Here is a 13,627-nt window from a genome sequence, read left to right as displayed (position 1 = left end):
AATCCATTATATGTGAAAGTTCTATATCTCAGAGTTATTTCTGTATACATCATTTTCCACCATCGCTTCGGTATTTTCCTCCGTATCTATCTTTTTCTTCTGCTTATCAAACATTCCAGATACTTTTCCTTCAATCTGTTGTTTTAGTTTCTCTTCACCGGATCTGGAAAGAACAGCTAACATTAAAATCAGATAGATCCCTCCTACTAGAAAATACCCCACAAATGTACTATTTAACCAGACATTTAATGCATTTGCCACACCCCAACTAAAAAATAATAACACAAATACACCTAATATACCGATTATCAATCCCTGAATCAATCTGACTAAAGCAATTGAAACAGACTCTTCTATTTCAAGCTTAAATAACTCAAAACGAGACTCAATATATCGAAGTACGTTTTCCAGAATTTTGTCAATTGCCATCTTTAAAGCATAATAAGATTACACACGTTTTACCCTTCGCTCCAAGATATTCTTTCTATTGACGTTTACCTTATATAGAAAAAGCGTATCAATGTAAGAATTGCGCCAAAAATGCAACAATTCTTATTCAAATCCAATCCACTAATATGAAGTGTGATGGGACTATAATTGGGATTTGAAAAAAATTATACATAAAAACAGTTATTCCCCAAGCTGCCATTATAAAAATGCTTATTCAGAGTATCTGATGCGCAAAATGTATTGTGCTTGTAAGAAAAAAAACAATTTTATTTTTCAGTAAAAAAGTATAAATTCGCGCAAAATTTAGTTGGCCAGCTGCCTATTAAGTATCTAAACTACAATTATCTTCCATATAAAAAAGCAACGAGCAGCCCTATGAACAACGCCGAAGAAAAAATGCGCTACTCAGAAGACGAGTTGAGAGAATTTGAAGGTATCATTTCTCAAAAGCTGGACTTGGCTCGTAATGAGCTGAATTATATCAAAGATCAGCTTAGTAAGCGAAATGACAGCGGAACAGACAACACAACAGGAAGTTCCAAACTCCTGGAAGATGGGGCTGATTCAATGGAGAGAGAAAGCCTGAGCCAATTAGCAGCAAGACAACAAAAATTTATTCAACAACTTGAAAATGCCATGATTCGTATCAAGAATGGTACCTATGGCGTATGTGTTGATACAGGAAGACTTATTCCAAAAGAACGTCTCCGTGCTGTTCCTCATACACTTCATTCTATTGAAGCGAAACTGAGAAAATCCAACTAACCTATACGTTATTGATCTTGCAAGGCTTACTATGCTCACAATCGCTTTTGTGAACATAGTAAGCCTTGTGTTTTTCCAAAGATGCTTTGTATCTTTGTAGTATAGGTATCAAACTAAATATATTCCACTGTGAACTTTCTGCAAAACCACGTTGAAGCATTGATCTTCTGCTCGGCACAACCCATCAAGATAGTAGATATACAACAATGTTTGTCAGAAATGTTTGAGGCAGATATCCCAAAGGAAGACATCGAAAATGCCATTCAGGATCTACTTCACAAATATCAATCGGATGAATACACATTTGGTATCTATCACATTGCAGAAGGGTATCAGTTTCTTACTAAACCTGCCTACCAGGCCAGTATTGGTATATTGCTAAAACAATCTGCCAAGAAACGATTATCAACCGCAGCATTGGAGACAGTAGCTATTATTGCCTACAAACAACCTATCACCAAAACCGAGCTAGAACACATACGGGGGGTCAACTGTGACTATGCTATTCAGAAGCTACTCGACAAAGAACTTATTGAAATAATGGGAAAGGCAGAAACATTGGGACGCCCACTCTTATATGGAACAAGCAAAAAATTTATGGAATATTTTGGAATTCAAAGCATGCGGGATCTTCCTCAACCTAAAGATTTTGCCACTACCGAAAACGAAATAAATCCGGAAATTGCAGCCCAGCTCCAGACACCAGATCACACAAAAGACGACTCTGCAAAATAATAGTTGCTATTGCACCTGATTACTATGAAATATACATGGCTAGAATACACCATGTTAGTACTATTTTCGTCTTCTATCTATTTATTTTAACAGCATAAATAAACGAAAAAACATTTTATCAGAATAAAAGTCGTAACTTGCGAAAATTTTCGAATAGAAACAGGCTATTCTGTTTCTCACCATACAATAGAATACTATCAAGTACATTCATTTAGTTTAATACAGTAGTGATACTGCATGCACATGAGAAAAAAAGAGAATGCATCGGGGTCTTTTAGATCCCAGAAGAATGACAATCGCCCTTCTAAATCATTTTCCAACAGAAAGTCTACTTCCAACCGCAATTCAAATGAGGAAGGACAACAATCTTTTGGCAAAAGAACCGAGTTTTCAGACAAACGTAAATCAACAGGCGGTTCTTCCTTTAAAGACCGTCGTTCCTCAAGCAATTTTAGCAACGACAAGCCTTTCAAAAAATCTTTTCGTAAAAGTGAAGAAGGCGATGACAATCGCAAAAGCTCATTTCGTAGAGGAGAAGAGAAAAAAGAGTTTGGTAAAAAACCATCCAATTTTCGCAAACGTAACGAAGGAGAATCAGAAAGATCTTTCAACTCAGACAAGCCCTTTAACCGCGAGAAAAAATCATTCGACCGTTCAGACAAACCTTTCAACCGGGATAAGAAATCTTTTGATAGATCAGATAAGTCATTTGACCGCTCTTTCAAGTCAGATAAGCCTTTCAATCGGGAAAAAAGAGCATTTACTAAGTCAGACAAACCATTTAGCGATGAGAAAAAGTCGTTTGATCGCCCATCCAACTCTGACAGACCTTTCAATCGTGAGAAAAAATCATTCGACAAATCTGACAAACCTTTTAATCGGGAAAAAAGATCGTTTGACAAGTCAGATAAACCGTTTGACCGAGAGAGAAAATCATTTGACAGATCAGATAAGCCCTTCAAAAAGGTATATCGCTCAGATGAAAGATCTGATGACAGAAGAGATAGAAACACATTTGATAAAACAGATAAGAAACCATACGGATCTAAGAAAACAGGTGCTTTTGGGGGCTCAGACAGACGTAAATCCTTCAATAAAGATATTTCTTCCGAAGAGATAAAGTCTGAACGTCAAAAAAGAGATAATTTTTCTGATAAATCTGAACAGAAGCCATTCCGTAAGACCAATAAAACAGATAATCGGAATGAACGATTTACAGGACAGAAATATCGTGCACCTAAAGAAGATCAAGAGGATACAGGAGCCTATGCATTTGAAGGGAAAAAACAAACTCCTCCAGAATATGATTTAAAGGGATTCGATAAAAGAAATAAAGGACGCGGAAAAAGCAAGAGCAAAACCAAACAGGATTCAATACCTGATGAGGCTGACATTCGGTTAAACCGCTATATCGCCAATGCTGGAATTTGTTCACGTCGTGAAGCTGATGTGTTGATTGAATCCGGAGAAATCAAAGTTAATGGAAATGTAGTAAACGAGCTTGGCTATAAAATAAAACCAGGAGATGTTGTAAAATATGGCAATCGTACATTGAGCCGTGAGAAAATGGTATATGTACTCCTGAACAAACCCAAAGACTATATTACGACAACCGAAGATCCTGAAGAACGCAAAACGGTAATGGAGCTGGTTAGTAATGCATGCCAGGAACGCATTTATCCGGTAGGACGACTCGATAGAAATACTACAGGCCTCCTGGTACTTACCAATGATGGAGAACTGGCTGAAAAACTATCTCATCCATCCAATGAGATTCAGAAACTATATGAGGTAGAAATTGACCGTCCTATTACACCTGAAGATTATCAGGCAATCATTGATGGTGTTGAGTTAGAAGATGGTGTAGCCAAAGTAGATGACTTAGCCATTGTTTCTCCAGACAGGAAATTTATAGGAATTGCACTTCATCTGGGACGTAACCGTATTGTTCGTCGTATTTTTGAACATCTGGGTTATAAAGTTGTAAAACTGGATAGAACGACGTATGCAGGATTGACGAAAAAGGATCTTCCTCGTGGTCACTGGCGCTATCTGTCCGAGAAAGAAGTAATTCGTTTAAAATATTTTGTTTGATTAAAGAAAAAGCCATCTGATTTACAGATGGCTTTTTCTTTATGCAGTAATTTGAACAAATTACATATTATTACCTTCTCCGTATTTCAACAGGCGCAATATTAATAATCTGTTGCTTTTTCGTTGCCAGTGAATCCATAACCATCTGCCGGCGCTTATAAGTAATCCTCCGATTGAGTGCTTCATACAAGAGGATCGTTTTCTTATCTGTACTATCTACAGCTAATACAGCCTGTAATGACTCCATCTTACCACGCTCCTGACCAGTAAGATCATAGCAAACAGCCAACAATTCCGGTACATCCGGATATTTGGCAAATTGTGTAGTTAGCTTCTCAAAATAAGGAGTAGCAGTCCAGTAGTTTTTCTTGTCAAAGAATATTCTGCCCAATTCATAATTGAGATTATGTTGTGAGGTATCACGCTTCAAAGAGCGTTGAAAACAATAAACAGCACTATCTGTTTGCTTGGATAGCCGATAAATTGATCCCAGATTGTTATTGATCAGAACATTGTTTGAATCTATTTTTAATCCTGCATACGCATATTGCTTGGCAGTTACGAAATCCCTTTGTTTTGCATAGATCTCAGTCAATCGATTATATGCCTGGATATAATCTTTGCGGGTCTGTAAAGTTGTATGAAATAGTGAGATAGCCTGTGCTGTATCCCCTAATCCTGCAGAAGCATTAGCTTCCCAATAATATACCTGAGGATCAAAAGGCGTCATCTGTTTTGCTTCTTTTAATGCATTCATTGCATTTGTATACTTTCCTTTGATGGCATACATTTGACCTCGAAGTAAATAAGCTGCTGCTGACTGGGCACCAAGCTTTTCAGATTGTACTGCATCCGCATAAGCCTGGTCTATCTTGTTTTGCAACAGATAAATACGTCCACGCAATACATAATAACGTCCATAGGCTTCATTGGTGCTTCGGTATTCAATAGCCTTGTTAATATCCTGCAGTGACTCACCATACCGATGTGCCTGTTCATATAAAGCTGCTCGCCTGAAATAATAACTGCCATTACGAGGCTCATCTTCTATCGCATCTGTCAAGGCAGCCAGACTGGTTTGTATAACAGCCTGTTCTCCATTAGGCAATGGAGGTATCTTCAGCTCTTTCTGCTCTGCCGGACGACAGGCACTCAGTAAGATAATATATCCAAGCCATCTTCCGATCTTCCCAGATGTAGACATTTCTTTCATTTTTTGGATAATAGCACTACTAGTAATGATTAATATATTTTCCTTGACAAAGTTGGGAAAAAGAATGGGTGTAAACAACCTTACATTAACAGGATTTCACAAACAAAATGTTTGCAAAACAAACAAAACACTTCAAATCTATTGAAAACACTTTGGCAAATCACACGAACACATACCACAAAGCACTCACAAACAGCAATTTAACACAGAAAGAACAGACAATAAATCAGTATAATTCAATAGAGTACTTATATTTTTGTTCGTCACTAAAAAGAATAAGAGGAAAAGTTTTATAGAGGTAAACGAAATTTTTATTTAATTTTGCAAATAGAAGGCAGGTTCAAGATTCTCTCAAATGGCATATTCCCCAAAAAAGAACCTGCTTATACTAGTAATCAGCCTATTAATCTTAACTATACAATAAGCAACCTATATGGCAACCCAACCACAGGCGTATACAGAAGACAGTATTAAATCACTTGACTGGCGCGAACATATTCGTTTGCGTCCAGGGATGTATATTGGCAAATTAGGAGATGGAGCTTCGCCTGATGATGGCATTTATGTTCTGGTTAAAGAAGTAGTAGATAATTCCATTGATGAGCACACAATGGGTTTTGGAAAAACAATCGAAATCGATGTTACAGAGAAGCGGGTCACTGTGCGTGATTATGGCCGTGGGATACCTCTGGGTAAAGTAGTAGATGTGGTTTCCAAAATTAATACAGGTGGTAAATATGATTCATCTGTTTTTCAGAAATCAGTTGGTTTGAATGGTGTAGGTACAAAAGCAGTGAACGCCCTATCTACCTATTTTAAAGTACAGGCATTCCGGGATGGAAAAACCCGCTCAGCAGAGTTTGAGCGAGGTATTCTAAAAGTAGATGCCCCTGAAAGTGATACCAAAGAAAAAAATGGAACACTGGTATATTTTGAACCAGACGATACCATTTTTAAACACTACCACTTTATTCCTCAGTTTCTGGAAGAACAGATCTGGAACTATGCTTACCTGAATGCAGGCTTAACTGTTATCTTTAACAATCAGAAATACCATTCACCAAAAGGATTGTATGATCTTCTGTCCAGAAAAATTGATGAAGAAAGCAGACGCTATCCAATTATTCATCTAAAAGGGGAAGACATTGAACTTGCATTGACTCATGGAAGTTCGTATGGTGAAGAATATTATTCATTTGTCAATGGTCAATACACCACACAGGGAGGTACTCATCTTCAGGCATTCAGAGAGTCATTTGCAGTTACAATACGCGATTTCTTTCAATCCAATAAGAAGAATTTTGAATTATCAGATATCCGGGCATCTGTTGTAGCAGCTATTTCTGTTCGTGTTCAGGAACCTGTATTCGAATCTCAAACAAAGACTAAGCTGGGTTCGCTAAATATTGCTCCGGATGGAATGACCATGAAGAAGTTCGTGGACGATTTCATTAAGAAGAATCTGAATGATTACCTCCACAGAAACAAAGAAACTACAGCTGCTCTGGAAAAACGTATCCAGCAATCCAAGAAGGAACGTGAGGAACTGGCAGGTATACGTAAAATAGCTAATGAGCGGGCAAAAAAGGCCAATCTGCATAATCGTAAGCTTCGTGACTGTCGTGTCCATCTTTCTGATGAAAAGAATGATAAACGTTTTGATACAACTTTATTCATCACAGAGGGTGACTCTGCCAGTGGATCTATCACTCAGGCACGGAATGTAGACTATCAGGCAGTATTCAGCTTGCGGGGAAAACCTCTTAACTGTTATGGTCTAACCAAACGTGTTGTATACGAAAACGAGGAGTTTAACCTTCTTCAACACGCACTGGATATTGAAGATAGCTTGGATTCATTGCGTTATAATCAGGTAGTTATAGCCACAGATGCAGACGTAGATGGAATGCATATTCGTTTGTTGTTGTTAACTTTCTTTCTGCAATTCTTTCCGGATCTGGTTAAGAAGGGACACATTTACATTCTGGATACTCCCCTATTCCGGGTACGGAATAAAAAAGAGACCATTTATTGTTATTCAGAAGAAGAAAAACAGGCTGCTATTCGGAAACTGGGCAATAAACCTGAAATTACACGGTTCAAAGGTCTTGGAGAGATTTCGCCAAGTGAGTTTGCCAGATTTATTGGGGAAGATATTCGTCTGGACCCTGTTATTCTTGAGAAGGAAAGCTCAATACATAAGCTTTTGAGTTACTATATGGGCAAAAACACACCAGATCGTCAACGATTTATTATTGACAATCTTCGCATTGAAAAAGATTTCACAGAAGACGCACCCGAAACAGAAGAAATAAAGGAAGAGGAAGATACGCTGGTGTCGTAGTTTTTCTGATGTCTCAACAAACTTAGCATGTAGGAATTTAATCATCTTGCTCACTCAATACTTAAGTACCCTTGCAAACTGATTCTGTAGAAACCGAATTACTCAAACTACGTTATACAATTGACAGTCTGGATGAACAGATCCTTCATTTGCTTAACCAACGGCTGGACGTTGTAAAAAAAGTAGGAGAACTAAAGCGTGCCAATAATTCCATTATTTATCGTCCGGAACGTGAAAAATCCATTGTAGATCGTCTCACCCAACTAAATAGTGGTTTACTCACACGTCCTGCCATTGAAGCTATCTTTCAGGAGATATTTGCCGTTGCGCGGAATATTGAACTTCCTGAACGGATAGCCTATCTGGGTCCGGAAGGAAGCTTTACCCATCAGGCAGCTGAGAGTCGGTTTGGAGCGATCAGTGAATACATGGCAATGGGAAGTATCCGTTCTGTATTTGAGTCAGTTGAAACAGAAAGGGCAAGATTTGGTATCGTCCCAATTGAGAATAATCAGGAAGGTAGTGTAATTGAAACGATTGATTTGCTATCAGAGAAGGATGTAAAAATTGTAGCGGAGATTCTGATGCCTATTCACTTTACCTTCGCCAGTAAATGTGATAAGCTAACAGATATTCGTCGTATTTATTCAAAGGATATTGCGTTCCGGCAGTGTCAGAAGTTCCTCACGGATTACTTTGAAGGAATATCCGTAGAATACATTCCGGTTGAAAGCACGTCAAAAGCGGCACGAAAGATCAGTGAAGAGCCTAACTCTGCTGCTATTTGTTCCCATATAGCAGCCAAGCTTTACAATATACCTATCTTGTTCAATAACATTGAAGATAGTCAAAGCAATGCCACCCGCTTCTTTATCATTGGGAAGAACTTTGTCAATCAGCGAAGTGGCAACGACAAAACTACGTTTGTAGTAAATCTTCCGGATAGTGATAAGCCAGGTAGCTTATTTCATTTTCTGGAAGAATTTAATAAACGAAATATAAATATCACCAAAATTGATAGTCGCCCGGTTCGCAATAAAGGGAAGTTTCAGTCATGGTTTTATCTTGACTTTGATGGGCATATTGATGATCAGTCTGTTCATGATATTTATACCCTACACCGTCAGCATATAAAATGGGTAGGGAGTTATGTTAAACTGGGCTGATAGATAATACTTACATATCAACCAGTTACATCTTAAAGAGAAAAAAAGCACTAATGGATACGAACGATAACCACAAAGATACCGACCCGAAAGACACGGAACAGCAAGGAACTGAACAACAGGAAGCTACTGACTCCCAGGAAGTAACGGAGCAGCAGGAAACTACTGAACCTGAACAGGCTGAATCTGATAAACCCAACGTAGAGGATCTGTTACACGACAGTGAGGCTATTGAAGGTATGTACCAGAACTGGTTTCTGGATTATGCCTCCTATGTAATTCTTGAACGGGCAGTCCCCTCTATTGAAGATGGTCTAAAACCTGTACAACGTCGTATTCTTCATGCCATGAAAGAAATGGACGATGGAAGATACAATAAGGTAGCCAACGTTATTGGACAAACCATGCAGTATCACCCACATGGAGATGCATCAATCAGTGATGCTATCGTAAATATGGGTCAAAAAGATTTACTTATTGATACACAGGGTAACTGGGGTGATGTTCGTACAGGAGACAATGCAGCGGCCTCTCGTTATATTGAAGCTCGTCTGAGCAAATTTGGTCTGGATGTTTTATTTAATGCAGATCTTACAGAATGGCAGCTTTCGTATGATGGACGAAAAAGAGAGCCTGTTACATTACCAGTAAAGTTTCCATTGCTTCTGGCACAGGGTGTAGAAGGTATTGCAGTGGGTTTGGCTACCAAAATTCTTCCACACAATTTCTGTGAACTGATTGAAGCCTCGATAGAAATACTTCGTGGACATACTCCTACTCTATATCCTGATTTTATTACAGGTGGTATGATTGACGTGTCGAACTACAATGATGGCATGAGAGGTGGAAAGGTTCGGGTTCGGTGCCATATTGAAGAGAAAGACAAAAAGACATTGTTGATTAAGGATGTTCCGTTTGGTGTTACAACTGCACAGCTTTGTGACTCTATTGTAAAGGCTAACGATTCCGGAAAGATCAAGATCAAAAAAGTAACTGATAACACAGCAAAGGATGTAGAAATTGAGGTTCAGTTACAACCAGGTACATCACCTGATATTACCATTGATGCCTTGTATGCCTTTACAGATTGTGAGGTATCCATTTCGCCTAATACCTGTGTTATTTTTAATGAGAAACCTGTATTCCTGGGTACAGGCGAGTTGCTCAGAATCTCTACAGAGAATACCCGGGAACTGCTTCGCCAGGAATTGGTAATCCGTAAAAGTGAATTACAGGAAAAGATCTTATTCTCATCTCTGGAGAAGATCTTTATTGAAAATCGTATCTATCGTAAGATTGAAGAATGCGAAACTTTCGAGGCTGTCATAGCAACCGTAGATAAAGGATTAAAACCACATAAGAAGAATTTTTACAGGGCAATTACAGAAGAAGATATCCTGCGTTTGCTTGAAATCCGCATTAAACGAATCTCCAAATATGATGGATTTAAGGCAGATGAGTTAATGCGGAGACTGGAGGAAGAATTAGCAGAAGTAGAAGATCATCTTAACAATCTGACACGTTATGCTATCAGCTACTTTAAAGAGTTGTTGAAAAAATATGGGAAAGGAAAAGAACGTAAAACAGAAATCAAGAGTTTTGAAGCCATTAAGGCTACAGTAGTTGCAGCAGCAAACCAGAAACTCTATCTGAATGCAAAGGATGGTTTTATTGGATATGGCCTGAAGAAAGATGAAAATGCTGTTGAAGTAAGTGAATGTTCAGACATTGATGAGATCATTGTGTTTCGTCGTGATGGCAAATGCCTGGTAACTAAGATCCAGGACAAAGCGTTTGTAGGAAAAGATATTCTTCATGCTGCCGTTTTCAAAAAAGGAGACGAACGAATGGTTTATAACCTGGCCTATACCAATAGCCAATCTGGTATTACCTATGTGAAGCGCTTTCAGGTAATAGCTGTTACCCGCGACCGGGAATATGACCTGACCAAAGGTGGAGGAAAGATTGTATATCTTACAGCTAACCCTAATGCAGAAGCAGAAATCGTCTCCGTTAAATTAACGGCCAATTCTTCTGCCCGACTTAAAGTTTTTGATTATAACTTTGCCGACCTGGAAATAAAAGGCCGTGATATTCAAGGCAATATACTCACAAAGTACCCTGTTAAAGAAGTTAAGCTAAAAATTGCAGGAACTTCTACACTGGGAGGACTGGATATTTGGTATGACAGTACGATTGGACGCCTCAACACAGACGGAAGAGGCAAACATCTGGGTTCGTTTGAAGGAGAAGATCGTATTCTGGCTATCTATAATGATGGTACTTATGAACTAACCAATTATGAACTTGTCAATCGGTATGACAATCTTTCATTCATTGGTAAGTTTGATCCGGAACGTATCATAACGGCAGTGCACTCAGATGGGAAGGACTTTTACGTCAAACGTTTCAAAATCGAAACAAGTACCATTGACAAGAAATTCTCTTTCATTACAGATAATAAAGGAGCCAAACTTATGGTCGTCACACTTGATCGCCAGCCACAAGTAGAGGTAATTGTCAAGAAAGAAAAAAACAAAGAGGAAACGGTAACCTACGATCTGGATGTAATCGGTGAACTTAAAGGATGGAGAGCGATCGGAAATAAACTAACCGCTCAGAAAGTTGTATCTATTAAACTTCTTGCCTCCAAATCTTCATACGACGTGGAAAAGAAGAATGTTGGCCTGGAAATTACTAATCCCGATAAAATAGAGCCTAAATCTGATGACGCAGATAAAAATGAAGATGGCCCAGGAAATGGTCAACTAGGAATGTTTTAATACTATTATTTTATACTAAAAGCCCTTTATGCATTAAGTAAAGGGCTTTTTTAGTTATGATTCTTTCTGTATCCATTCAGGTAACTTCCATACATGGATTTTACCATCATAGGAAGCACTTATCAGTTCGTCACTGTTATTCAAAACCAGAGACTGAACAAAGTTTTGATGGGTAAAGGTAAGAACGGACTTTCTTTCAGATAAATCCCAGATTAGTACTTTATTATCCTCTCCCCCACTAGCCAGATAACGATTATTTATCCATACTATAGTTCGAATAATTCCCTGATGAGCATGGAATGTATAAGTAAGATGCCAATCGAATGAGTTGTTAGTATTCTGACTCCAGATATGGATTTCTCCTGTGTAATTACCGCTGAGTAGTTGGCAGGTGGCTTTATTATATGCCAAACAATGCACAGGTGCATTATCCTGTAAAGTAACCAAACAAGTAGCTGTCTGATAGTCCCAGATTTTAGTCGTTTTGTCTTCTGAACAAGATGCTAACCAGTTTTTTTCTATCCACAAAAGATTCCATACCCAGTCTGTATGTCCCGTCAATGTTTGCAGAATCTGTCCTGAGATAGTACCTATTCGAATCAAATTATCCCCACCACTACTGGCAACTATCTGATGGTCTATTATACAAAGGGAAAGCACCAGCGCATTGTGCCAATAATACATTGCGTCCTGTACAAACCTACCATCTTCATGCAACTTCCACACTCGAATACTTCTATCTCTTGAACCAGAGACAAAACATCTTTCATCTATCTGAGACAAACACAATACAGAATTTGCATGTCCGGCCAAACGTTGTGTGCAATGTCCATTTACATCCCAGACTTTAATAAAAGTATCTCTCCCTCCACTGATCAGAAGGCCATTCGTGAACCACAATAGTTTCCATATATATCCCAGATGCCCCTCACTATAAGGCAATTCTAGAGAGGTTAGCTCTACTGCAGAAATCCGTTCGTACAAAATGTCACTTCGGAGTACAAACTTCTCTCCTGCAATCAAAGCTTCACCTTCATGCCAAAGATTATGATCAAATACAATCAGATCGCCTTGCTGAGGGATATAGGAAGCCCAGACTTCAGCTGTATCCTTAGATGTATAAAAAAGAGTTCTTCCACCTTCAAACTCACTGGCATCATTGAGATAAACCATGAAGGTGAGTTTAGATTGAACATTCTCACTACGATAATGAACCCCATCCAAATGACGGTTAAAGTACTGCCCCTGCTGATATCGGCAATAGCGTAATCTATGATTTAGCTCTTTTAGTTGCCAGCTACCAGCCTCTGCATTTTCCGAGTCAACAAAAATAGTTTCTGGCAAATAAGGTCTTACTTTCTCAAATAATTGACTAGCTAGTACAGCATCGTCCATTACCAAACGGTCATTGTTACGATAGGATGTTGGATAATGCGTGTTGGCTTTCTGAAAAGAATTCTTTACCTGGTCAGAAAGCAGGATCTGGCATTCTTCCCATGAAAAAAGCTGCCTGATAACAAAACATGTATAGGATTGTTCAGGCAGCAGTTCCACAATTTTGTTTAATACAGACATACAGTAGCCTTACTTAAACAATGCATACCTATTTACCAAGTGCGGTTCCAAGCCGTTCCAGAAGCCGTTCTTCCAGTTTGTTTGTACCATGAAAGGAGTCTGCAATGGAAGTTGAGGTATCTAAAATCCGCTGCTTTAACTTACGGGTAAGAAAATCCGGATGCTCTTCTACAAAATGCTCAAACTTTTCGAGGGCTTTTTCTGCTGAGGGCTTTTGTTCTACCAGCCAGTCAAAAGCAATTTCAATCTGAAAAGCAGCATCTGAGCCAAATTCGTCTTCTGTTGTTTCCAAAGATACCCATTCTTTTCTCACAATTTCACGCACTCGGGCAATCTCTTCCGGAACAATCTTTTCATCGGCTTTAGCAATAGCATAATACAAATAGGCCAGGCGTTGGTAAAACGTTTTCCAGGTTTGCTTCGTTGCCATAACTTTTACTTACGTTAATAAAGTGAAAATTTATACTGATCATGCAATCAAGAAAAAATAATACCTTCTTAC

At 38.6% G+C, this 13,627-nt stretch carries 10 protein-coding genes; 6 read left to right on the top strand and 4 right to left on the bottom strand.

Going from position 1 to position 13,627, the window contains the following annotated elements:
- Nucleotides 1-21: 21 nt before the first annotated feature.
- Nucleotides 22-429: a phage holin family protein gene (locus tag QNI15_RS24070; protein ID WP_314034054.1), complete on the bottom strand. Its 408-nt coding sequence runs from the start codon at nt 427-429 to the stop codon at nt 22-24.
- 396 nt (nt 430-825) lie between these two features.
- On the opposite strand from QNI15_RS24070, the gene QNI15_RS24065 reads away from it, so the two are divergent.
- The 3 genes from QNI15_RS24065 (at nt 826) to QNI15_RS24055 (ending at nt 4,044) form a co-directional block, all read left to right on the top strand.
- On the top strand, nt 826-1,215 hold the full coding sequence (locus tag QNI15_RS24065) for a TraR/DksA family transcriptional regulator (RefSeq protein ID WP_314004391.1): 390 nt from the start codon (nt 826-828) through the stop codon (nt 1,213-1,215).
- A gap of 129 nt (nt 1,216-1,344) precedes the next feature.
- Entirely contained in the window at nt 1,345-1,950 is a 606-nt protein-coding gene (scpB, locus tag QNI15_RS24060; protein WP_313984750.1) for an SMC-Scp complex subunit ScpB, read from the top strand.
- A 243-nt stretch (nt 1,951-2,193) separates the two neighbouring features.
- Nucleotides 2,194-4,044, top strand: a complete 1,851-nt coding sequence (locus tag QNI15_RS24055; RefSeq protein WP_314034052.1) for a pseudouridine synthase — start codon at nt 2,194-2,196, stop codon at nt 4,042-4,044.
- A gap of 70 nt (nt 4,045-4,114) precedes the next feature.
- On the opposite strand, the gene QNI15_RS24050 is transcribed toward QNI15_RS24055, so the two are convergent.
- Complete coding sequence (locus QNI15_RS24050; protein ID WP_314034049.1) at nt 4,115-5,257, bottom strand: tetratricopeptide repeat protein; 1,143 nt, start codon at nt 5,255-5,257, stop codon at nt 4,115-4,117.
- Between the two features lie 433 nt (nt 5,258-5,690).
- Between QNI15_RS24050 and QNI15_RS24045 the strand changes: the two genes are divergently transcribed.
- From QNI15_RS24045 to QNI15_RS24035, 3 genes are all read left to right on the top strand, one after another.
- The gene (locus tag QNI15_RS24045; protein WP_314004399.1) at nt 5,691-7,601 is read left to right on the top strand and encodes a DNA topoisomerase IV subunit B; all 1,911 of its coding nucleotides are present in this window, start codon (nt 5,691-5,693) and stop codon (nt 7,599-7,601) included.
- Between the two features lie 71 nt (nt 7,602-7,672).
- Nucleotides 7,673-8,767 (top strand): prephenate dehydratase, encoded by a 1,095-nt coding sequence (gene pheA / locus QNI15_RS24040; protein ID WP_314034047.1) that lies wholly within the window; start codon nt 7,673-7,675, stop codon nt 8,765-8,767.
- A gap of 53 nt (nt 8,768-8,820) precedes the next feature.
- A complete protein-coding gene (locus QNI15_RS24035; protein WP_314034045.1) occupies nt 8,821-11,550 on the top strand; it encodes a DNA gyrase/topoisomerase IV subunit A in 2,730 nt (909 codons plus the stop codon).
- A gap of 54 nt (nt 11,551-11,604) precedes the next feature.
- Here QNI15_RS24035 and QNI15_RS24030 read toward each other — a convergent pair whose 3' ends face one another.
- Nucleotides 11,605-13,125 carry a 2OG-Fe(II) oxygenase gene (locus tag QNI15_RS24030; protein WP_314034043.1) on the bottom strand — a complete coding sequence of 507 codons (1,521 nt, stop codon included), beginning with the start codon at nt 13,123-13,125 and terminating at the stop codon, nt 11,605-11,607.
- 28 nt (nt 13,126-13,153) lie between these two features.
- On the bottom strand, nt 13,154-13,555 hold the full coding sequence (locus QNI15_RS24025; protein WP_313984765.1) for a tellurite resistance TerB family protein: 402 nt from the start codon (nt 13,553-13,555) through the stop codon (nt 13,154-13,156).
- Nucleotides 13,556-13,627: the final 72 nt, after the last annotated feature.

Source organism: Xanthocytophaga flava (assembly GCF_030068545.1).
Lineage (GTDB): Bacteria > Bacteroidota > Bacteroidia > Cytophagales > 172606-1 > Xanthocytophaga > Xanthocytophaga flava.
Note: the sequence above shows the minus strand (reverse complement) of the source record. Positions and strands in the feature narration are given on the sequence as shown.

Coding starts and splice junctions, on each gene's coding strand:
- QNI15_RS24045 (WP_314004399.1), top strand. CDS start 5,691: ATGGCAACCCAACCACAGGCGTATACAGAAGACAGTATTAAATCACTT.
- QNI15_RS24025 (WP_313984765.1), bottom strand. CDS start 13,555: ATGGCAACGAAGCAAACCTGGAAAACGTTTTACCAACGCCTGGCCTAT.
- QNI15_RS24055 (WP_314034052.1), top strand. CDS start 2,194: ATGAGAAAAAAAGAGAATGCATCGGGGTCTTTTAGATCCCAGAAGAAT.
- QNI15_RS24050 (WP_314034049.1), bottom strand. CDS start 5,257: ATGAAAGAAATGTCTACATCTGGGAAGATCGGAAGATGGCTTGGATAT.
- QNI15_RS24030 (WP_314034043.1), bottom strand. CDS start 13,125: ATGTCTGTATTAAACAAAATTGTGGAACTGCTGCCTGAACAATCCTAT.
- QNI15_RS24035 (WP_314034045.1), top strand. CDS start 8,821: ATGGATACGAACGATAACCACAAAGATACCGACCCGAAAGACACGGAA.
- QNI15_RS24070 (WP_314034054.1), bottom strand. CDS start 429: ATGGCAATTGACAAAATTCTGGAAAACGTACTTCGATATATTGAGTCT.
- QNI15_RS24065 (WP_314004391.1), top strand. CDS start 826: ATGAACAACGCCGAAGAAAAAATGCGCTACTCAGAAGACGAGTTGAGA.